This is a genomic window from Sphingobium sp. S6, from assembly GCF_905120495.1.
In the GTDB taxonomy this organism is placed as follows: domain Bacteria; phylum Pseudomonadota; class Alphaproteobacteria; order Sphingomonadales; family Sphingomonadaceae; genus Sphingobium; species Sphingobium agri.
This window is the reverse complement of record NZ_CAJHOG010000001.1, coordinates 1,300,270-1,321,963: the sequence shown is the minus strand read 5'-3', so window position 1 is coordinate 1,321,963 and position 21,694 is coordinate 1,300,270. Positions and strand designations below refer to the sequence as shown.

Below are 21,694 nucleotides of genomic sequence, written 5' to 3'. Positions count from 1 at the left end.
GTGCGGATTGCGGAAGGATGTTCGAGGTTTTTGAATAGAATGGCCATTGGCTTGGATCAGATTGACCGTGCGATCCTGCGTTTGCTGAGGCTGAACGCGAGGCGGCCGAATTCCGAGATCGCCGAAGAGGTGGGCCTGTCGCCATCAAGTTGCCACCGCAGGATCAAATTGCTGGAAGATGCAGGCGTCATCCGCGGCTATACAGTGCTGACCAGCCCTTTGCGGGTCGGTGAGACCAGCGTGAACATATTGGTTCAAGTGACGTTGGACAGGCAGACGGAGGATTATCTCGCGCGCTTCGAACATGCTGTGCGGCAATGTCCGGAAATCCGCGAGTGTTTCCTGATGACGGGCGGCACCGATTATTGGTTGCGTGTCGAAACGGAAAGTGTGGCCGCTTATGAGATCATTCACAGCGAGGTTTTGTCGCGTATGCCTGGCGTCGCTCGGATCAACTCGAGCGTGGCGATGCGCGACGCCCTCAGCCCGCGTTCCACCGGACCCCGGAGCCGTTGAAAACGGCTTCAGGAGTTGATCAGCTTGGCTCCGCCACGGCGTCCGTTGTCGCCATCTTGGGAATTTCTCGAGGGAAGCGGCCAAGCGCCGCCTCAGGCGGTACGATGTCGCTACGCTCGGGTGCTTTCAGCGGATCGGTGTAGAAGCCCAGCGAATAGTTGCCGAAACTGTAGCCGATCAGGTCGGTCAACTCCTGGTCGAAATTCCGCGCGATCTCGGGCGGGCAGGACAGATATTGATTTTCCTCCTGCCGCAACCAGCCCAGAGTATATGTGACGTTGAGGGCCTTGCGGGGCTTGTCGCTCCGATTTTCCCCGCCGCCGTGAATGACGCTGCCATTGTAGAGCAGGACGGAGCCAGCTTTCATGACGGCCTGAATGCTTTCGTCCCTGCGCGCCTGGCGGTTGAACGGCCATTTATGGCTGCCTGGCACGATATGCGTCGCGCCATTATCCTCCGTGAAATCTTCCACGGCCCAGATGCCGTTGCACTGAGGCTCAATGCCTTCGGGAATGACGCCGCCGCTATCGTCGCCGCCCCATACGAACCTGTCGCGATGCAGCGGCTGCACGCCTTGACCGGGCATGATGGTGATCAGTTGCGTGATGTTGAGTTGAATCTTCGAGCAGAAACGCCCAAGCGTCGCATTTGCCGTGCTCAGGATCAGCGGTTCGACCGCGATCTCGCGCACGCTCGCGCATCGGGCGATCAATCCGCCAGTGCGCTTGGTCTTACGACCGGACCAATCATCCAGCCCGTCCGGGGTCTGAGCGATCCATGGCGCGACATCCTCCTGAAGAGTTTTCAGTCGGCCCGGCGACAATATGTCCCTTATGATGCACGCGCCGTCACGGTCCATGGCGGCGACGATCTCCTCCACGGTGCAGTCAGGATCCAATATCTGCAGCCCCATAGCTCTTGTCTTCGCTCCGATTGCTAGTGGCGCTCGGCCATCCTCATCCGACCACGGTGGGATTAAAGTTGACCATCGTCAACGATTTTGCGAGAGTTCCGTTCACTCGGAACAAGGCCGAAACCATGAAAATTCTCCCATTTTGGCTACAGTTGACGACCGTCAACTTATGGTCCAAAATTCCGTCCGCATCCGCTCGAATCGCGACGGGCCGAGCCGCTTTGCGCGGACGATTTGAGCGAAACGTGCTTAATCAATGGAGTGCCTGATGACCACCGACATTGCCGACCAGTTTCGCCCGTTTGCGCCGCCTTATGTGATCGAAAACGCGTATACGGAAGATCAGCGTCAGCGGATATTCAAGGTCGTGCGGGAGAATGGCCCCTGGCCGCTTATTCTCGCCGAGAACTTCAAGTCGCCGGAAGAAGTCATTGCTGCGGTCGGCGGCACCATTCCTGAAGGCATGACCCTTACCTGGGACATGATCCTGCAGGGTAGCGGGACGTTTCGAGGGTATATCGCCCGGCAGGGTGTCTGCTTCTATCCTGAACTGAACGACTGCTATTATAATTCCAAGTTCCTCGAAATGGCGCGCAACTATTGGGGCGCCCAATATGCGGAGCCGGAGACGTTCCTGATCAACATTCAGGGGCCGACCATCATCGGTGGACCGCCGCATCTGGACGGCACGGTGTTCCGCGGCATGACCATGGAAAATACGCCGATTTGGCTTCTCCTGACGATGGCGAAGTCTCGCCTGTTCGAACACTGGCGCAGCAAGAAGATGCAGGTTACCGGCTGGTATTATAAGGGCAATATCGGTGGCGGTTTCAACTATTGGCCGGACGGTCCGCGCGGCGAACCCAAGCAGATCACCGCGCCTATGTGGGGCCGCGCTGTCGTTGCCGAAAACGAGATGATGTTCCATCATGCTCAGGCGACCGGTCCGCTTGCGATGCGTCGTTCCGAAGGCCTCGATATCAGCAGCGTGATGGCACCTGATCCGACGGTCGAAGGCGGCTGGCGGATCGAGACCAACGGCGTGGTCAATCAGCAGTTGCCGGCAGACGAAGTGCGCCTGCTCGTCCACTGGGGTGCGAGGGTGTTCATGGATATGGCCGACCTGAAGCGGACGTTCGATCACACTGACGACATCACGCATGACAAGGCTTTGAACATGCTGATGGACGAAGCCCGCAAGCGCGGCGCTCAGTTCGAAACGCCGACTGATCCGCTGACCGATCGCGCCTTTATCGGCATGCTTTCCCAGGTTTTCGCTGTGAATGGCCCGACGAACATTCCGGCCGACATGGACGAAGCGCCGCTCGCCGCCTGATTACGGCAAACGGTACATTGCAAGATCGAGTGAATGGCGGGCCCTTACGGCCCGCCATTTGCGTTTTGGTCTGTCCGAAAATGTGAGTCGGCGACGATAATAATATTACAGCATTTCCGGACCGGCGGAGACTTGTAGAACAACGAGCTGCGCAAATAAATTCAGCTTGACAACGGTTGAAATACGTCAACTATTGAAGGTGGCGAATGTAGCGGTGCGCAGTCGGTTAAGTTTCTGACTGAACGAATATAAATGCCCAGTCGCCGATCGGAACCGGCAACTTTGCCGGGGGCCGCGATGTCCCATATGGAGGGGGCATTGCTACATATGGGGAGTAGCAATGATGCGAACAGTGAAAAACAGCTTGAAGCTTCTGTGCGGAGCCGGGGTGACGGCGTTGTGGGTCGCCGGAGCCGCGCATGCGCAGGCCCAATCGTCCGCAGGTTCGAACGAGAACCTGGAGTCTTCGCCCGATATCGTGGTCACCGCGCAACGCCGCGACGAGCGTGCACAGGACGTGCCCATCGCGATTACGGCATTTTCGCCAGAGCGCCTTCAGCAGCAGGGCATTACGCAGCCGCAGAATTTGCAGGCGACCGTCCCCTCGCTTGTCGTCGGCAACAATGGCAATCCGTCACGTGAAGCGCAAAGCTTTACGATCCGGGGGCAGGGTGCGACTTTCCAGGCGTCTCCGGGCGTGGTTGTCTATTTGAACGAAGTGCCGCTGCCTGCGCCGATTTCCATCCCTCAACAGGGCGGTGCCGGTAATTTCGTAGATCTGGAAAATGTCCAGGTCCTAAACGGGCCGCAAGGGACATTATTCGGACGTAATACGACTGGCGGCGCGGTCCTGCTCGTACCGAAGAAGCCGACGAACGACTTTGAAGGCTATGTCCAAGGCAAGTTCGGTAACTATGACAACAAGGAGCTGGAAGGCGCGATCAACATCCCGATCGTGGATGACAAAGTCCTGCTACGGGTCGCCGGAGCCTATCAGGATCGAGATGGCTACACGCGGGATGTGGTCTGGAACACCGATCGTGACAACTTGCATTGGTATTCCGGCCGCGTTGGATTGACGCTGCGGCCGACCGAGAATTTCGAAAACTACACCATGGCCTACGGGGCGAATTCCCGGACGCATGGCACTGGTACGGTCAACACCTATCTCAACGTTCCGGGACTCGCGGCCACGAGTCTGGTCGGCCTTCCTTTCTGCGTCGAAGGGCCTACAATCCCTGGCTTCAGTGCATCGTGCGACGTGTACAGAGCGGCTAGCGCCGAAGCAGCCGCGCGTGGTCCAAGGCAGACGGCGCATGGCACCAATTCGTTCCAAAGGACAAAAACCTGGGGTGTCACCAATACTTCGACGCTCAATCTGAATGAAGAACTGACGCTGCGTAACATCATCAGCTATCAACGTTTCAAGACGACATATGCCGTCGATAGTGACGGCACCATCTTCCAGTTCGATGATGGTGACCCGAGGAGTTATCCGGCTCCTGGCGTTGTGACGCTTCCTGGTGACGGCACCCCGGTGGTTTATGAAAACGCCTCGCCCACGCGGCTGCCGCGCGACGATATCAAGGTGTTCACCGAGGAACTGCAGCTCCAGGGCGACTTGTTCGACAAGCAACTCACCTTTACCGCAGGCGCGTTCTATTATGATCAGCGTCCAGCCGGGGCTCAGGGAGCGGGGGCGACGGGCTTCTGTCCAGCCTTGTTCACCGGCAATCCATTGGTTTGCGGTGTGTATGATATCAGATACGCGATCACCAACACTTCGAAAGCGCTATACGCGCAGTCGACACTGGATCTAGGGTTGGTTTCGCCTGCACTGCAGAACCTCAAGGTCACAGGCGGCGTTCGATATACTTGGGATAGGGTTCGTGGCTCGGCTGCCCTGTATCAGGTACTCGCCCCAGGGGCATTCTTCTGTTTCAGCGACAATTCGATAGCGACAGAAGCTACTGGCTGCCAATTTGAAGCAAATCTGAAAACCAAAGAGCCAACTTGGAATATCGGTGTAGACTACAGATTCTCACCCGAGCTGCTGGCTTACGGGAAGATCAGCCGCGGCTACAAGGCCGGGGGAATAAACGCAAACGCCGTATTCACGAGTACCCGGACATTTCCACCGGAGTTTGTCACCTCCTACGAAGCCGGGTTCAAGTCGGATGTGCGATTGGCAGGTATGCCGCTTCGCCTCAACGGCACCTATTATTATCTGACCTACAAGGGTATTCAGCGCGCTACAGGCGACTTCAATCCCGACACCTTCGCATCTGGCGCCAGGGTCCTGTCGGCCGATGCACGTATTCAGGGCGTGGAAGCGGAAGCATCGCTGCGACCGATCCCTGGTGTCGAGATCGGCGGTACGTTCAGCTACACCGATGCGAAGTATAGAAAATATGAGTTTGTGCCGAGCAGCCCGACCCAGGACTGCACCGGCAATGTCATCAGCGATCCGGCGACTGTGAACCTTGCCTGCATTCCGTTCCAATATGTGTCGCCGTACATCTACAGCTTCCATGTATCGGCGGAGCAGCCCCTTGGTAATGATCTCGGCACCTTGGCGATGTTCGTCAACTATTCGCACACCTCGGCGCAGCATACGGCGGGGACCAGCATTCCTGGAAATCAGCCGGGTGAGCGGCTTGAACCCTTCGGAACGCTGAACCTGTCGCTCGACTGGCGGAATGTTGCGGGCAGCCGTATGGACGTGGGCTTCTACGCCACCAACCTGACGAACAAGCTGTATCGGGTGAGCAATAGCAATACCTACAATAGTCAGCTGTTCACCGCGACTCTATATGGAGAACCCAGAATGTACGGGGTTCGTCTACGCTATTCATTCGGGAGGTAATGTTAAGTTGCCCGAGGGAATGTCTAAGTTGAAACCGGAAAGTGTTAAATATGTCGGATGATGTGAATAAGGTAATTCCCTTGGGCTTCACTAAGCTTATCGTGCAGGACCTTGACAAGGTCGGGGCATTTTACGGGGCGGTCTGCGGGTTGGTGGAGGAGGCGCAGGCCGATGCAGATATTGCGGGCCGTCCCATCCGGGAATTGTACTTCAAGTCAAATCCGCCGGGGACTGGGAACTTCACGCTGACCAAGTTCCTTGATGTGGATAAAACGCCCACAGAGTCACTTATCCTGGGGTTCATCGCGGATGACATCCATCGCTTCGTGGAAGATGCTGTCGCTGCGGGTGGCGTTGTGGTGATGGCCGTTCAAGCTGATCCTGAACATGGTGTCCATGTTGCCTTCGTCAAGGACGTCGAAGGCAATCTGATCGAGGTGGTCCAGCTTATGTGAGCCGCCTGGCCGTCATGCGTGGAACGGCCGTCCAGTCAGTTCCAGCGCCTGAGGGTTTCTGAGCCAAGCGAAAGGGGAGGTGCATTGCGCCTCCCCAGAGCGCCGTCTTCGATAACTGACAGGCGCCTCAGTCTGGATCAGTTCCGGAAATTCCCGGGATAGGCCAGCTCTTCCAGGGGTTTGCGGTCGCTTGGCTGTTCGCGCGCCTGAAGTTTTTCAGGGAGATTTGCAGGATCGCCCATCCGCCCGATCGCCACCGCTGCTTCAATGCGGAAGCCATCGGGGATGGCGAGTTCAGTCCGCGTCTTTTCCATGTCTATCCCGACCATCCCGTGGGCATGATAGCCGAGCAGATGCGCCTGCAGTGCTATGGCCGCCCAGGCGGCGCCCGCATCGAAGCTATGCGAGTGGCTAGGCTTGTCGGGCGCTCCCATCGTCGTCTCGCTCAGGATGAACAGCAGCGCGGATGCGTCCTTGGCCCAAACCGCGTTGAAAGGGATGAGAAGATCAAGGAAACGATCCCAATTCGCCGCGTCGTCGCGCGTCGCGTAAAGAAAGCGCCAAGGCTGATAGTTGAAGGAGGAAGGAGCCCAGCGTCCGGCATCCAGGATCGTGCGCAAATCTTCGGCAGACATGACAGAGCCATCGAAAGCGCGCGGTGACCAGCGGTGCAGGAACATCGGGTCCAAAGCCGTGTCAGTCTGCCGATTGGTCGTCATGTCTTTTTTGTTCCTTTGCTAGAGTTTGTGCACAGACGGGCTTCCCGTCCCGCCGCCAAAAGGCTTGACTAATTGTTGTCGTATGTCAACTTCGTAAAGCTTTGATCTCGTACGAGCCAAGCTGGGCGTCAGGGGGCGAGTTGTGATCTGAGCCTTTGCCTCCAACCTTAGGCAAGTGCAAATTGGACGATGTCAACATTTCATGATCCGATGATATGTTGCCTGAACTTTTCATCATTCAAAATCAGCGCTACGGGAGGGGTATGACTGATCAAAAGGTGAAAAAGGCGAAGCTCGTTGCTCCTCCGCGTCCCGGCGTATATTCGCGCGGCTCCGACACGGTTGACGCGATATTGAAGGCCGCGCTGCAGGTCCTGGTTGAAGAGGGTGCATCAGCCTTCACGCTCCGCCGCATCGCGGCTCAATGCGGCATGAAGGTTGGAAATGTCAGCCGGCACTTTCCCCGCAAGGAAATGCTGGTCCAGGTGTTGCTGGAAGAATTGCTCACCCCGACGGTGGGGGAGGCGAGGAGCAGCCTTACCAGCCGCGGCATACCCGCTGAAGAAGCGCTGGCTCTCGTCATCGGCGGCACTCTCGATGAAACCAAGACCAAGAAGATGACCCATCTGTTTACGGAATTGTGGGCGATGGCGAACCATAATCAGTTCGTGGCTGAACGGATCGAGATGGTCTATCAATATATGCACGACCTCACGGCGTCCTATATCGCCGAACTGAACCCCGCGCTGTCGCCTGCGGAGGTGAGCGTCGTGGCCCTGTTTATCAACACGTCGATCGAAGGATCAACGATATTGGCAGGCTATGGCAGACCGTGGGAGGCCATGATGCCGCAGCTCAAGGCCTTTACAGTCAAATCCCTTATCCATCTCGCCAAGACGATCACCCCTGAAGAGGTGAATGGGCTCCGTCCCGCAGCATGATCATCTAGCGTCCCGCTACGCCTGGCTTTAAAGGATACAGTCATGGCAGCCAGCTTGCGAAGCTGACAGCGCTGGAGGAGTGCTGTGACCTTGAGCTCAGGGGAGCGCGCCGTGCCCTACGTTTGCCGGAGTGTTAGCGTTCCGATAGGCCAATGCAAGAAACTGGCAGCATCTTGTTTAGTGGATGCCCGACAAGGATTCGAACCTTGATTGACGGAGTCAGAGTCCGCTCTCTTACCATTAGAGGATCGGGCACCAAGGCGGGGGTCGCCCGCATTGGAAGCGCGCAAATAGGCTGGTTGGATCGGCTGGTCAAGGGGCTTGCGCCGGAAAAATGCCGCGCACTTCGGCCATGAAAAAGCCCGCCGGACGTGCTGTCACGTCCGGCGGGCTCTTTTCATCATCCCTTGTGGGGTAGATGGGCTTGGGAGCCGCTTCCAATGTAGGAAGCGGCTCTCCTCATTTCAAAAGGTCAGTCGAGGTCCTGCGTGGTGAAGTCTTCACCCTGAACAGCTGCCAGCGGATCGTCTCCGATCGCGGCTTCCGGACCCTGCGCCAGTTCGGCGGCATGCTCTTCAGCGGCCGTTTTGGGCGCGATCAGGTCAACCTGGCTCGACGCCCGCAGAGCAGCCCGCATCGCCGCGTCACGCGACGAGGCGGCAACGCGCATGCGGTTCATGCCAGCGCCGGTGCCCGCCGGGATGAGGCGGCCGACAATGACGTTTTCCTTAAGGCCAACCAGCGTGTCCTTCTTGCCCTGAACCGCCGCTTCCGTGAGGACGCGGGTGGTTTCCTGGAAGGAGGCCGCCGAGATGAAGGAACGCGTCTGCAGCGAGGCCTTGGTGATGCCGAGCAGTACCGGCTTGCCTTCGGCAGGCTGGTAGCCGGCCGGAAGCTTCGCGTTGATCTCGTCCATTTCCTCGCGATCGACCTGCTCGCCCACCAGCAAAGTGGTGTCGCCGGACACGGTGATCTCGACTTTTTGCAGCATCTGACGAACGATCGTTTCGATGTGCTTGTCGTTGATCTTCACGCCCTGCAAGCGATAAACTTCCTGGATTTCCGCGACCAGATATTCGGCCAGCGGCTCGATGCCGAGCACTTCCAGGATGTCATGCGGGTCGGGTGAACCACCGATCAGGTTATCGCCGCGCTTCACGAAGTCGCCTTCCTGAACGTCGATCACCTTGCTCTTGGGGATCAGATATTCGACCGGCTCGCCGCCATCCTCGGGATTGATGGCGATCTTGCGCTTCGCCTTGTAATCCTTGAGGAACTGGACGCGGCCCGACACCTTGGCAATGATCGCATTGTCCTTGGGCTTGCGGGCTTCGAACAGTTCGGCGACGCGCGGCAGACCGCCGGTGATGTCGCGGGTCTTCGCGGCTTCGCGAGAAACACGCGCCAGCACGTCACCAGCCTGCACCTGCGCACCATCATCGACCGACAGGGTCGCACCCACCGCCAGCATGTAGCGGGCAGCTTCGCCCGACTGATCGTCGAGCAGGGTGAGGCGGGGACGCAGATCCTCCTTCGTACGGGCGGAACCGCGATGCTCCGTGACGACGCGCTGGGCGATGCCCGTGGCTTCGTCGGTCTGCTCGGTCAGCGTCTTGCCGTCGATCAGGTCCTGATACTTCACGATGCCCGGCTTTTCCGTGATCACCGGCATGGTGAACGGATCCCACTCAGCGAAGCGGTCGCCCTTCTTCACGGCATCGCCATCTGCGAACAGGATGGTGGCGCCGTAAGGCAGGCGGTGCGTTTCGCGCTCGCGGCCTTCGGAGTCGATGATCGCGATTTCGCCGTTGCGGGCGAGGCTGAGGCGGCGGCCATTCTTGTCGGTGATGGTTGGCATGTCGCGCAGCTCGATCGTGCCGTCCGACAGGGCTTCCAGGTTCGACGTTTCGTTGAAGTTCGCCGCGCCGCCGATGTGGAAGGTACGCATGGTGAGCTGCGTACCCGGTTCACCGATGGACTGTGCCGCGATGACGCCGACCGCTTCACCGATATTCACCGGCGTACCACGGGCGAGGTCACGGCCGTAGCACTTGCCGCAGACACCCATTTTGCTTTCGCAGATGAGGGGTGAGCGGATCTTCACGGCCTGCGTGCCGATCGCCTCGATCTGCGCCACCAGCGCTTCGTCGAGCAGCGTGCCGATCGGAACGATGACCGAACCGTCCTTGCTGTCGACGATGTCCTGCGCCGTGGTGCGGCCCAGGATACGCTCGCCAAGCGAGGCGATGACCGAACCACCCTGAACGATGGCCTTCATCTCCAGCGCCTTTTCGGTGCCGCAATCCTCTTCGACGACCGTGCAATCCTGCGACACATCGACCAGACGGCGGGTCAGGTAACCCGAGTTCGCCGTCTTGAGCGCGGTGTCGGCCAGACCCTTACGCGCGCCGTGGGTTGAGTTGAAGTACTCAAGGACGGTCAGACCTTCCTTGAAGTTCGAGATGATCGGCGTTTCGATGATCTCGCCGCTCGGCTTGGCCATCAGGCCGCGCATACCGGCAAGCTGCTTCATCTGGGCCTGCGAACCACGGGCACCGGAGTGCGCCATCATGTAGATCGAGTTGATCTGGGCCATGCGACCGGTCTGCGGGTCCTTGGGCTGGGCGCGGATTTCGTCCATCATGGCGTTCGCGACCTGGTCGCCGCAACGGCTCCAGGCGTCGATCACCTTGTTGTACTTTTCCTGCTGGGTGATCAGGCCGTCCTGATATTGCTGCTCATAGTCGGCCACCAGCGCCTTGGTTTCGTCGACCATCGCGGTCTTCGAATCCGGGATCACCATGTCGTCCTTGCCGAACGAGATACCGGCCTGGAACGCGTGGCGGAAGCCCAGCGCCATGATGGCGTCGGCGAACAGCACCGTGTCCTTCTGACCGGTGTGACGATAGACCTGGTCGATGACGTCACCGATTTCCTTCTTGGTGAGAAGGCGGTTGACCACGTCGAACGGCACCTTGTGCGACTTGGGCAGACATTCGCCGAGCAGCATGCGGCCCGGGGTCGTCTCGAAGCGCTTCATATACTGCTGACCGGCTTCGTCTGTCTGCGGCACGCGGCTGATGATCTTCGAGTGAAGCGTCACGGCCTTGGCATAGAGAGCCTGGTGGACCTCCTGCATGTCGGCCAGCAGCATGCCTTCGCCCGGCTCGCCTTCGCGCTCCATGGACAGGTAATAGATACCCAGAACCATGTCCTGCGAAGGAACGATGATCGGCTTGCCGTTCGCGGGCGAGAGGATGTTGTTGGTCGACATCATCAGCACGCGCGCTTCGAGCTGGGCTTCCAGCGAGAGAGGCACGTGGACGGCCATCTGGTCACCGTCGAAGTCGGCGTTGAAGGCCGAGCAGACGAGCGGGTGCAGCTGGATCGCCTTGCCTTCGATCAGCACGGGTTCGAACGCCTGGATGCCGAGGCGGTGAAGCGTCGGCGCGCGGTTCAGCATGACCGGGTGTTCGCGAATGACTTCGTCGAGAATGTCCCAGACTTCCTTGCGCTCCTTCTCGACCCACTTCTTGGCCTGCTTCAGGGTCATGGACAGACCCTTGGCGTCGAGGCGGGCGTAGATGAAGGGCTTGAACAGTTCGAGCGCCATCTTCTTGGGCAAGCCGCACTGGTGCAGCTTGAGTTCCGGACCGGTCACGATCACCGAACGGCCCGAATAGTCGACGCGCTTGCCGAGCAGGTTCTGACGGAAGCGGCCCTGCTTACCCTTGAGCATGTCAGACAGCGACTTGAGCGGACGCTTGTTGGCGCCGGTGATGACACGGCCGCGGCGGCCATTGTCGAACAGGGCGTCGACGGCCTCCTGCAACATGCGCTTTTCGTTGCGGACGATGATGTCCGGCGCGCGCAGTTCCATCAGGCGCTTCAACCGGTTGTTACGGTTGATGACGCGGCGATAGAGGTCGTTGAGGTCCGACGTGGCGAAGCGGCCGCCGTCCAGCGGCACCAGCGGACGCAGTTCCGGCGGGATGACCGGAACGACGTCCAGGATCATCCATTCGGGGCGGTTGCCCGATTCCAGGAAGCTCTCAACCACCTTCAGGCGCTTGATGATCTTCTTTGGCTTCAGTTCCGATTTGGTGGTCGCCAGTTCGTCCAGCAGCGCGACCTTTTCACCTTCAAGGTCGAGGTCCATCAGCATCTGCTTGACGGCCTCGGCGCCAATCCCGGCGGAGAAGGCGTCTTCGCCATATTCGTCCTGCGCGTCGAGCAGTTCGTCTTCAGTCAGAAGCTGGAACTTTTCGAGCGGGGTCAGGCCCGGCTCGGTGACGATGTAGCTTTCGAAATACAGCACGCGCTCAAGCTGCTTGAGCTGCATGTCGAGGAGCAGGCCGATGCGCGAGGGCAGCGACTTCAGGAACCAGATGTGCGCAACGGGCGCTGCCAGTTCGATATGGCCCATCCGCTCGCGGCGGACCTTCGACACCGTAACTTCGACACCGCACTTTTCGCAGACGATGCCCTTGTACTTCATGCGCTTATACTTGCCGCACAGGCACTCATAGTCCTTGATCGGACCAAAGATGCGCGCGCAGAACAGGCCGTCACGCTCGGGCTTGAACGTACGATAGTTGATGGTTTCCGGCTTCTTGATCTCGCCGAACGACCAGCTGCGGATGCGCTCGGGAGAGGCGAGGCCGATCTGGATCTGGTCGAAGGTTTCCGGCTTCTGGACCGGGTTCGCGAAGTTCGTCAGTTCGTTCATTTCTCATTCCCTCTAGAGGGTAAATTTTCGGAGCGAGGAGAGGGGAGAGAGCGCTGCCTTCGGGAGACAGCGCTCCGAGGTTCCCTTATTCCGCCGCCTGCGCGAAGCCGTCGCCGTCTTCCTCGATCTCGTCCATCGACGCGAGTTCGACGTTGAGGCCCAGCGAGCGCATTTCCTTGACCAGCACGTTGAAGCTTTCGGGAATACCGGCCTCGAAAGTGTCGTCACCCTTGACGATCGCTTCATAGACCTTGGTACGGCCGACCACGTCGTCGGACTTCACCGTCAGCATTTCCTGCAGCGTGTAGGCGGCACCATAGGCCTGGAGCGCCCACACCTCCATTTCACCGAAGCGCTGGCCACCAAACTGCGCCTTACCGCCCAGCGGCTGCTGGGTAACAAGCGAGTAGGGGCCGATGGAACGTGCGTGGATCTTGTCGTCGACCAGGTGGTGCAGCTTCAGCATGTAGATGATGCCGACGGTCACCTTTCGGTCGAACCGATCGCCAGTCCGGCCGTCGTACAGGTCCGACTGACCCGACGAGTGCAGGCCCGCCAGCTCCAGCATCGCCGAAACGTCGGCTTCGCGGGCACCGTCGAACACCGGGGTCGCCATCGGCACGCCGCGTGTAAGATGTTGAGCCAAGTCAACGATCTGCTCGGCCGTGCGGCCTTCGATCTGGTCGGCATATTGCGGCCCGTAGGTTTCGAGCAGACGGGTCTTCACCGCGTCCGGCATCTCGCCGCCCTGCGCATTGGGATTGGCGTCACGCCATTCCTCCAGCGCATGCTTGAGCTGCTGGCCAAGGCCGCGCGCGGCCCAGCCGAGGTGCGTTTCGAAGATCTGCCCGACGTTCATGCGCGATGGCACGCCCAGCGGGTTGAGCACGATGTCGACATGGGTGCCGTCCTCAAGGAACGGCATGTCCTCGATGGGCAGGATGCGAGAGATGACACCCTTGTTGCCGTGACGGCCGGCCATCTTGTCGCCCGGCTGCAGCTTGCGCTTCACCGCGACGAAGACCTTGACCATCTTCAGCACGCCCGGGGGCAGTTCGTCGCCGCGCTGCAGCTTGTCGACGCGATCCTCGAACTTCTCGACGATCAGCTTCACCGCTTCGTCATACTGCGCCTTGACGGCTTCGATGCCGGCCTGGCGGGCGTCGTCCGCAACCGCGAACTTCCACCATTCATGACGCTCGACTTCACCCAGCAGAGCCTCGTCGATCTCGACGCCCTTCTTGACGCCTTTGGGAGCAGCCGTGGCGGTCTGGCCAAGCAGCATTTCCTGGAGGCGGTTGAAGGTCGCGCGGTTGAGGATAGCGCGTTCGTCTTCCCGGTCCTTGGCGAGGCGGTCGATTTCCTCCCGCTCGATCGCCATGGCGCGCTCGTCCTTGTCGATGCCGTGGCGGTTGAAGACGCGGACTTCCACGACCGTACCCGCAACGCCCGGCGGTAGACGCAGCGAGGTGTCGCGCACATCGCTCGCCTTTTCACCGAAGATCGCACGGAGCAGCTTTTCTTCCGGGGTCATCGGCGATTCACCCTTGGGGGTGATCTTGCCGACCAGAATGTCGCCCGGCTCCACTTCGGCGCCGATGTAGACGATGCCCGCTTCGTCGAGGTTGCGCAGCGCTTCTTCACCGACGTTCGGAATGTCGCGGGTGATGTCTTCCGGCCCGAGCTTGGTATCGCGGGCCATGACCTCGAACTCCTCGATATGGATCGAGGTGAAGACGTCATCCTTCACGATCCGCTCGGAGATCAGGATGGAGTCTTCGTAGTTGTAGCCGTTCCAAGGCATGAACGCGACCAGCGTGTTCCGGCCCAGCGCCAGTTCGCCGAACTCGGTCGACGGGCCGTCGGCGATCACGTCGCCGCCCTCGATCAGGTCGCCCACCTTCACCAGCGGACGCTGGTTGATGCAGGTGTCCTGGTTCGAACGCTGGAACTTCTGGAGCGTGTAGATGTCGACGCCCGACTGGCCGGGTTCGATATCGCCGGTCGCGCGGATAACGATACGGGTCGCGTCGACCTGGTCAACGATGCCGGGACGTTTGGCCGCGATGGCTGCGCCGGAGTCACGCGCAACCGTACCTTCCATGCCGGTGCCGACGAACGGCGCCTCGGCATTGACGAGCGGCACGGCCTGACGCTGCATGTTCGATCCCATGAGCGCGCGGTTGGCGTCATCGTTTTCCAGGAACGGGATGAGCGAGGCCGCGACCGACACCAGCTGCTTGGGGCTGACGTCCATCAGGGTGATGTGGTCCTTGGGCGCCATCAGGAATTCGCCCGCTTCACGCGCCGAGATCAGGTCTTCGGCCAGCGTGCCATCGGCGTTCAGCTCAGCGTTCGCCTGTGCGATCGTGTGCTTGGCTTCTTCCATCGCCGACAGATAGACGACCTCATTGGTCACCTTGCCGTCGATCACCTTGCGGTAAGGCGTTTCGATGAAGCCATACTTGTTGACACGGCTGAATGTGGCCAGCGAGTTGATCAGACCGATGTTCGGGCCTTCAGGCGTTTCGATCGGGCAGATACGGCCATAATGGGTCGGGTGAACGTCGCGGACTTCGAAGCCTGCGCGCTCACGCGTCAGACCGCCCGGTCCAAGTGCCGACACGCGGCGCTTGTGGGTGACTTCCGAAAGCGGATTGGTCTGGTCCATGAATTGCGAGAGCTGCGAGGAGCCGAAGAATTCACGCACCGCAGCCACGGCGGGCTTTGCGTTGATGAGATCGTTCGGCATCACGGTCGATACATCGACGCTCGACATGCGTTCCTTGACGGCGCGCTCCATGCGGAGAAGGCCGACGCGATACTGGTTTTCCAGCAACTCGCCCACCGAACGGACGCGGCGATTGCCGAGATTGTCGATATCGTCGATCTCGCCCTTGCCGTCCTTCAGGTTCACCAGTTCCTTTACCACGGCGAGAATGTCCTCGGTGCGGAGCGTGGTGACGGTGTCCTCGGCATCGAGGTCGAGGCGCATGTTCAGCTTCACGCGGCCCACGGCCGACAGGTCATAGCGCTCGGGATCGAAGAAGAGGCCAGCGAAGAGGGCTTCGGCAGTTTCCTTCGTCGGCGGTTCGCCGGGGCGCATGACGCGATAGATATCGGACAGCGCCTGGTCGCGCTCTTCAGCCTTGTCGGCTTTCAGCGTGTTGCGGATCCAGGGACCGGTGGTGACATGATCAATGTCGAGCAGTTCAAGGCGGTCGATGCCCGCCTTGTCGAGCTTTTCGAGATTTTCCGGTGATACTTCGTCGCCAGCCTCGATGTAGATTTCGCCAGTGCTTTCGTTAATGAGGTCGTAGGCGCTGTAGCGGCCATAGACTTCCTCGGTCGGGATCAGCAGCGTTTCGAGCCCGTCCTTTTCCGCCTTGTTGGCGGCGCGGGGGGAAATCTTGTGACCGGCGGCGAACACGACTTCGCCCGACTTTGCATCGACAATGTCGAACGCCGGCTTCTGACCGCGCCATGCTTCGGCGGTATAGGGGATCTGCCAGCCGCCTTCGCCGCGCAGGAAGGTCACCTTGTTGTAGAAATAGCCGAGAATGTCCTCGGCATTGAGGCCGAGCGCATAGAGCAGCGCCGTAACCGGCAGTTTGCGCTTGCGGTCGATACGGACGTTGACGATGTCCTTGGCGTCGAATTCGAAGTCGAGCCACGAACCGCGATACGGAATCACGCGAGCAGCGAACAGATATTTGCCCGACGAGTGGGTCTTGCCACGGTCATGGTCGAACAGGACGCCCGGCGAGCGGTGCATCTGCGACACAATGACGCGCTCTGTACCATTGACGATAAAGGTGCCGTTCTGCGTCATGAGCGGCATGTCGCCCATGTAGACGTCCTGCTCCTTGATATCGAGCACGGAGCGGGTTTCGGTGTCCTGGTCGACCTCGAACACGATCAGGCGCAGCGTAACGCGCATCGGGGCGGCGTAGGTGATGCCGCGCTGACGGCATTCTTCGACGTCGTACTTCGGATCTTCCAGTTCATAATGAACGAAGTCCATTTCGGCCGTGCCCGCGAAATCGCGGATCGGAAAGACCGAGCGCAGGGTCTTTTCCAGGCCCGAGACATAGCCGGTCTTCGGATCGGAGCGGAGGAACTGTTCATAGCTCTCCCGCTGGACCTCGATCAGGTTCGGCATCTGCACCACTTCGTGAATGTCGCCGAATACCTTTCTGATGCGCTTCTTCGCGCCGGTATTGCTGATCGGGGGGAGAGCTTTGGTCGCCATTGCGTTTCCTGCCTGTAGTTCGTCGCATTTATTCGCATCACAGCGAAAATTCAGCCTGACGAGACGGGCCCAAGCGCTGATTCGCGCCTATGCCGCCACGCAAAAAAGTGCGGGCCGGGACTGTCCGATCCGCACTGTCAGCACCTTGTGACCCACTAATGTCGCCCAATCCCGCCGGTTTCGCGCGCTATTCGAAGCCGGTCCCCGGGCGATCCAGGGGACGGTCCACGCTTGCCGGAAAGCTTGCAAGGACCGGATTTTCAAAACGCCATATAGAGACAAGGCGGCCGCTTGTGAAGGGGCGAACGTCAGAACAGCCTGGTCAGTTCGTAAAAACCCGCACCGATCAGCGCCGCCGCCGGGAGAGTCACCACCCAGGCGATGACAATGCTTGAGGCGACGTTCCAGCGGACTGCGGACAGGCGGCGGGAAGCGCCAACGCCGACGATCGCACCAGTGATGGTGTGGGTCGTCGATACCGGGACGCCAAGATGCGTCGCCATGAACAGCGTGATCGCGCCGCCGGTTTCCGCGCAGAAGCCCTGGGCGGGAGTGAGGCGCGTGATCTTCGATCCCATGGTGTGCACGATTTTCCATCCGCCCAGCAGTGTGCCGATGCCCATCGCGGCCTGACAGGAAATCACGACCCAGAAAGGAACGTGGAAGCCGCCTTCAAGCATGCCCTGCGAATAAAGAAGGACAGCGATGATCCCCATCGTCTTTTGCGCGTCGTTGCCGCCATGGCCGAGCGAGTAGAGCGAGGCGGAGACGAGTTGCAGCTTGCGGAAGACGCGGTCCGCGCCCTGCGGAGTGAAGCGGCGGAAGATCCAACTGACGATCAGCACCAGTAGCAGCGCGAGCAGCAGGCCGATGGCGGGAGACATCACAATAGCGGCGCTGGTCTTGAACACGCCGCTCCAGACCACTGCGCTCAAACCCGCTTTGGCCGTGCCCGCGCCCAGCAGGCCTCCGATCAGGGCGTGGCTGCTGGAGGAGGGGATGCCCAGCCCCCAGGTGATGAGGTTCCACGCGATCGCGCCCATCAAAGCCCCGAAGATCACCTGCGGATCGATGATGCTCGCATCGACAATGCCCTTGCCGACCGTCTCCGCGACATGAAGGCCGAAGAAAAGGAAGGCGATGAAATTGAAAAAGGCCGCCCAGGCCACGGCATATTGAGGCTTCAACACGCGCGTCGATACGATCGTGGCGATCGAGTTCGCCGCGTCATGCAGGCCGTTCAGGAAGTCGAATGCAAGCGCCACCCCGATAAGGGCGACAAGCAGCGGAAAGGCGAGATGGGCTTCCATGGCGGGTTATGCTTTGTCCTGCATGGATGGAGGCGTCCTACTTCGGTTCGCTTCGAGCGTGATCGAGAAACGGCATATGCGTGCTGCCCTTTTTCCGGGCTCTGCTCAAGCGGAGGAAGCGAGAGGCGTCAGGCGTGATCGATCACAAGGCCGGAGATTTCATTGGCGACATCCTCAAACCGATCAGTCACCTTTTCCAGATGGGCGTAGATTTCATTGCCGACGACAAAGTCCATGGGATTGCCTTGGCGCGCTTGATTGTAGAGCGCCTTCAGTCCCGCTTCGTGCAATATGTCGGCATGGCCTTCCAGCTTCACCAGCCGCTCCGTCAGATCGTGGAGCCGCACTGAGTTGAGGCTGAGCGAGCGCAACAGTGGCATTGCTTCGGCGGTGATGCGGGCGCATTCGACGATCAGCGCGCTCATATCCTGCATCTGCGGAGCGAAATCCTTGACCTCGAACAGGGCGATCGCCTTGGCGGTCTGGTTCATCTGGTCGATGGCGTCGTCCATCACGCCGATCAGGCCAGTTATGGCGCTGCGGTCGAACGGGGTGACGAAGATGCGGCGGACGTCCTGCAAGACCTCGCGGATGATATCGTCCGCTTCATGTTCCCGCGCCGAAATCTCCTGAATATGCGCGTCCATGTCCGGCCCGCCCTTCAGCAGCTTGGCGAGCGCGTCAGCCCCCGCAACCAGGGTTGCCGCATGATCTTCGAACTGTTCGAAGAAGCGCCCCTGCTTGGGCATCAGCGCGTGAAACCACCGCAGCATTCCAGTCCTTTCGCTTTGCCATTCCTTGACCCGCAGCAGCATTCGGATGAACAAGCCGGGATCACGCGGCGGTTCGCGAAAGGCCGCGATAATGGTTTGAAGATCAGGTTCGTCGACTGCCTTCGCGGCCTCGGCGACCGGAAACCAGCGCAGTTCCCTCTGCCCCTGTTCGGGCCATTGCGACAACTGGCCCGTCACCGCAAGCGGAAAAACCTCCACCGTGGCTTCGCGCGAGCCACCTTTGCGGCGGCGTTTGTCATAGCGGTAGCGGCCCAGGGGGGCGGGGCAGGCGATGCCGTGGATGCCCGCCTCTTCATAGGCTTCGAGCTCCGCGGCCCGGTGCGAGGCCATGCCCTTGATACGATTGCCCTTGGGGATCACCCACCGGCGGGTTTCGCGCGACGTGATCAGCAGGATGCGCATGGAGCCGTCATCGGCGGTGGCGTAGGGAAGGGCGGCGATCTGACGCATCAGTCACCCCCTCCCAACGCCCGCCGCGCTTCTGGCCGCTCCCGGTTCATGCGCGCCTTGTAACGAAATCGTCACATTGCGCAATCAACCAGGTTGGTCAGATGGCCAGGCGCGCCGTCACGCGGATGTCTCGCCCGGCGAGCGGCGCGAAGTCCTTGAGCACGCTGGCATGGCGCCGCGCTTCCACATCGAAGATATTGTTGGCGCTAACCGTGATGCTGGTGCGGTCGTTGCCGCTGAACGGCTTGAATGACAGTGATGCGTTGACCAGCGTGAAACCGCCTGTGCGTGTTTCCGATGAGGCGATGCGATCCTGCGCGAAACTATGCTCCACCTCGCCGCGCAGTGTCAGCCGATCGTCCTGCAACTGCAGCCCGCCGAGAAGGCGGAGCGGCGGGATGCGCGGCGCAGGCCCCGATCCGGTGATGGTTGCACGGACATAATCGGCTACGCCATCGAGGTTGAGGGCATAGCGGCCCAGCTGCGCCAGCTTCACCGACCCCTCCACTTCGATGCCCCAATAGCGCGCGTCAGCCTGGGCATATTGGAAGCAGGGGAATTCGAGCTCTGCGCCTCCATTGGCCGCCTGGCACACGCTGTCTTCGACGATCGCGTCATAGATATAACCGTCGAACCAGTTGTGATAGGCGGACAGGGAGAGGGTGTAACCGTTGCCCTGACCGCGCAGCGATCCTTCCACGCCCCAGCTCTTTTCCAGGCCGAAGTCGGGATTGCCAAGCTCGAATGCCTGCGTGCCCGCGTGATTGCCCCGCGCGAACAGTTCTTCGGCGGATGGGGCGCGTTCGGTGCGGGCGAGGTTCAGGCCTAGCCGCCAGCCGGGGACGACCTGCTGGCTTGCGCCGATGGATGCGGACACCGCGTCGAAGCTGCGGCGCTGCCCTGCGATGAACAGGTCGGCGTCCGGGTCCGAGCGCAGGCGCGTCTTTTCATAGCGTGCCCCAGCCTCGAGCCGGGTATCACCCAGATCGATCGACTGGAGCGTGAAGAAGCCCAGCTGCTCTGTCTGGTTCCGGGGCAGGAACTTTTCCTCGCCATCTGCTGAAAAGCGGCGGGTGAAATATTGCACGCCGGTCGCACCATCCCAGACGCCACGGCGGGACTGGATGAATTCCAGTCGGCTTTCCATCGATTGGTTGCGGAAGGTCGTGCCGATTTCGCCTGTCGGCTCGATTTCATCATGCCGATAGGTTGCCCAGCCCGCCCGCAGGCGGATGCTGTCGAGGAAGGGGCCGTTCACCGCGACTTCGCCGCGCAGGTCGGCGCGCGTCTGCCGCATGGCGAGCGTCACATCCTCGTGGGAATGGCCGTGATCATGATCATCCTCATCGCCATGATCATGGTCATGATCATGGTCATGGTCGTGCGCCTCCGTCACGTCGATACGCGATGGGACGCCATATCGATTTTCACTGTGGGAGACGGAGAAGCCCAGATTGCCTCGGTCCCCGACATAGGCGATGCCGCCTGCCACTTCCCAGGTTTCCGCCGCCGTATTCGGCAGCTTGCCGCGCAGCCGGCCATCCTCCCGGATTTCCTCCTCGTCAGACGCGGCGGCGATCGCGCGCAGCGGAGCGGAGAGGATATAGCCGCCGGTCCGCAAGTCGCCGGTCTTGGTGTAGCTGCCATCGGCATGTGCGACCAGGCCTCCGCCGATCGGCACTTCGATCTCGCCAGCGACAGTCCGCTCGTCGGCTGCGCTGCCATAGGTGGCGATGCCGTCCACATGCACCGGTTCGTCGGGGACGCGGCGGGGAATGCGGCTGTCGATCACATTGACCACGCCGCCAATCGCGGACGAGCCGTAGAGCAGCGCCGAAGGGCCGCGCAGGATTTCGATTCGGTCGGCGGTCAGCGGATTGATCGCGACGGCGTGATCGACCGAGGTGTTCGACACGTCGAAACTGCCGATGCCGTCGGTCAGGATGCGCACGCGTTCGCCCTGAAAGCCGCGGAGGACGGGGCGGGAGGCGTTGGGGCCGAAGGATGTCGCGGACACGCCGGGCTGGCGCGCCAACGTCTCGCCGATGGTGGGCCGCAGGTCGCGGGTCAGTTCCGCGCCGGAGAGGATCGACGTTCCCGACAATATGTCGCCCTGACGCCGGGGGATGATGGCGGTGACGACGATATCAGCCTGCTGGTCGTGATAGGCGGACTGTTGCAGGGATGTGGTTTGGGAGATGGCGGGGAAAGCAAGGCAGATCGGGGCGAGGGCGCAGCTGGCTCGCAGGAGCGGCAGGGGGGAATTCATGAAGGAAAGCCTCGATTAAAACGGTTTGCGGGTCGCGCCTAGCTTAAATGTTATAACGTATCAATGGGGAAGTTTGCCGGGGAAAACAGCTCGTCTTGATGCAGAGGCAGTTGACGGCGCGGCTTGCGCCTTGTTCGACCCTGG

The 21,694-nt window shown here is 60.4% G+C and carries 12 protein-coding genes and 1 tRNA gene; 5 read left to right on the top strand and 8 right to left on the bottom strand.

Annotated features, from left to right (window positions below; genetic code table 11):
• The first annotated feature begins 39 nt into the window (after positions 1 to 39).
• A complete protein-coding gene (locus tag SPHS8_RS06760) occupies positions 40 to 516 on the top strand; it encodes an Lrp/AsnC family transcriptional regulator (protein ID WP_097092202.1) in 477 nt (158 codons plus the stop codon).
• 19 nt (positions 517 to 535) lie between these two features.
• Here SPHS8_RS06760 and SPHS8_RS06755 read toward each other — a convergent pair whose 3' ends face one another.
• Positions 536 to 1,429, bottom strand: a complete 894-nt coding sequence (locus SPHS8_RS06755) for a phytanoyl-CoA dioxygenase family protein (RefSeq protein ID WP_201514767.1) — start codon at positions 1,427 to 1,429, stop codon at positions 536 to 538.
• Positions 1,430 to 1,697: 268 nt separating this feature from the next.
• Between SPHS8_RS06755 and SPHS8_RS06750 the strand changes: the two genes are divergently transcribed.
• The 3 genes from SPHS8_RS06750 to SPHS8_RS06740 all read left to right on the top strand — a co-directional run bounded on the left by SPHS8_RS06750 (position 1,698) and on the right by SPHS8_RS06740 (position 6,086).
• Positions 1,698 to 2,765: a hypothetical protein gene (locus tag SPHS8_RS06750; RefSeq protein ID WP_097092880.1), complete on the top strand. Its 1,068-nt coding sequence runs from the start codon at positions 1,698 to 1,700 to the stop codon at positions 2,763 to 2,765.
• A gap of 340 nt (positions 2,766 to 3,105) precedes the next feature.
• A complete protein-coding gene (locus SPHS8_RS06745; RefSeq protein ID WP_201514766.1) occupies positions 3,106 to 5,631 on the top strand; it encodes a TonB-dependent receptor in 2,526 nt (841 codons plus the stop codon).
• A 50-nt stretch (positions 5,632 to 5,681) separates the two neighbouring features.
• Positions 5,682 to 6,086, top strand: coding sequence for a VOC family protein (locus SPHS8_RS06740; RefSeq protein WP_201514765.1), 405 nt, complete (start codon positions 5,682 to 5,684; stop codon positions 6,084 to 6,086).
• 137 nt (positions 6,087 to 6,223) lie between these two features.
• On the opposite strand, the gene SPHS8_RS06735 is transcribed toward SPHS8_RS06740, so the two are convergent.
• Positions 6,224 to 6,805, bottom strand: coding sequence for a nitroreductase family protein (locus tag SPHS8_RS06735; protein WP_201514764.1), 582 nt, complete (start codon positions 6,803 to 6,805; stop codon positions 6,224 to 6,226).
• A 263-nt stretch (positions 6,806 to 7,068) separates the two neighbouring features.
• Between SPHS8_RS06735 and SPHS8_RS06730 the strand changes: the two genes are divergently transcribed.
• Positions 7,069 to 7,746 (top strand): TetR/AcrR family transcriptional regulator, encoded by a 678-nt coding sequence (locus tag SPHS8_RS06730; RefSeq protein ID WP_201514763.1) that lies wholly within the window; start codon positions 7,069 to 7,071, stop codon positions 7,744 to 7,746.
• Between the two features lie 181 nt (positions 7,747 to 7,927).
• On the opposite strand, the gene SPHS8_RS06725 is transcribed toward SPHS8_RS06730, so the two are convergent.
• From SPHS8_RS06725 to SPHS8_RS06700, 6 genes are all read right to left on the bottom strand, one after another.
• A tRNA-Gln gene (locus SPHS8_RS06725) sits at positions 7,928 to 8,001 on the bottom strand.
• Positions 8,002 to 8,218: 217 nt separating this feature from the next.
• Positions 8,219 to 12,475: a DNA-directed RNA polymerase subunit beta' gene (gene rpoC / locus SPHS8_RS06720; protein ID WP_097092196.1), complete on the bottom strand. Its 4,257-nt coding sequence runs from the start codon at positions 12,473 to 12,475 to the stop codon at positions 8,219 to 8,221.
• Positions 12,476 to 12,560: 85 nt separating this feature from the next.
• Entirely contained in the window at positions 12,561 to 16,727 is a 4,167-nt protein-coding gene (rpoB, locus tag SPHS8_RS06715) for a DNA-directed RNA polymerase subunit beta (RefSeq protein WP_201514762.1), read from the bottom strand.
• Positions 16,728 to 17,035: 308 nt separating this feature from the next.
• Positions 17,036 to 18,037, bottom strand: a complete 1,002-nt coding sequence (locus tag SPHS8_RS06710) for an inorganic phosphate transporter (protein ID WP_097092194.1) — start codon at positions 18,035 to 18,037, stop codon at positions 17,036 to 17,038.
• Between the two features lie 128 nt (positions 18,038 to 18,165).
• The gene (locus SPHS8_RS06705; RefSeq protein WP_201514761.1) at positions 18,166 to 19,281 is read right to left on the bottom strand and encodes a DUF47 family protein; all 1,116 of its coding nucleotides are present in this window, start codon (positions 19,279 to 19,281) and stop codon (positions 18,166 to 18,168) included.
• Positions 19,282 to 19,378: 97 nt separating this feature from the next.
• Positions 19,379 to 21,550: a TonB-dependent receptor domain-containing protein gene (locus SPHS8_RS06700; RefSeq protein WP_201514760.1), complete on the bottom strand. Its 2,172-nt coding sequence runs from the start codon at positions 21,548 to 21,550 to the stop codon at positions 19,379 to 19,381.
• Positions 21,551 to 21,694 lie beyond the last annotated feature (144 nt).

Bases quoted from the DNA above. Each gene is read 5' to 3' on its own strand.
- SPHS8_RS06740 (WP_201514765.1), top strand. From the start codon at position 5,682: ATGTCGGATGATGTGAATAAGGTAATTCCCTTGGGCTTCACTAAGCTT.
- SPHS8_RS06700 (WP_201514760.1), bottom strand. From the start codon at position 21,550: ATGAATTCCCCCCTGCCGCTCCTGCGAGCCAGCTGCGCCCTCGCCCCG.
- SPHS8_RS06745 (WP_201514766.1), top strand. From the start codon at position 3,106: ATGATGCGAACAGTGAAAAACAGCTTGAAGCTTCTGTGCGGAGCCGGG.
- SPHS8_RS06730 (WP_201514763.1), top strand. From the start codon at position 7,069: ATGACTGATCAAAAGGTGAAAAAGGCGAAGCTCGTTGCTCCTCCGCGT.
- SPHS8_RS06760 (WP_097092202.1), top strand. From the start codon at position 40: ATGGCCATTGGCTTGGATCAGATTGACCGTGCGATCCTGCGTTTGCTG.
- SPHS8_RS06710 (WP_097092194.1), bottom strand. From the start codon at position 18,037: ATGGAAGCCCATCTCGCCTTTCCGCTGCTTGTCGCCCTTATCGGGGTG.
- SPHS8_RS06735 (WP_201514764.1), bottom strand. From the start codon at position 6,805: ATGACGACCAATCGGCAGACTGACACGGCTTTGGACCCGATGTTCCTG.
- SPHS8_RS06750 (WP_097092880.1), top strand. From the start codon at position 1,698: ATGACCACCGACATTGCCGACCAGTTTCGCCCGTTTGCGCCGCCTTAT.
- rpoB (WP_201514762.1), bottom strand. From the start codon at position 16,727: ATGGCGACCAAAGCTCTCCCCCCGATCAGCAATACCGGCGCGAAGAAG.
- SPHS8_RS06705 (WP_201514761.1), bottom strand. From the start codon at position 19,281: ATGCGTCAGATCGCCGCCCTTCCCTACGCCACCGCCGATGACGGCTCC.
- SPHS8_RS06755 (WP_201514767.1), bottom strand. From the start codon at position 1,429: ATGGGGCTGCAGATATTGGATCCTGACTGCACCGTGGAGGAGATCGTC.
- rpoC (WP_097092196.1), bottom strand. From the start codon at position 12,475: ATGAACGAACTGACGAACTTCGCGAACCCGGTCCAGAAGCCGGAAACC.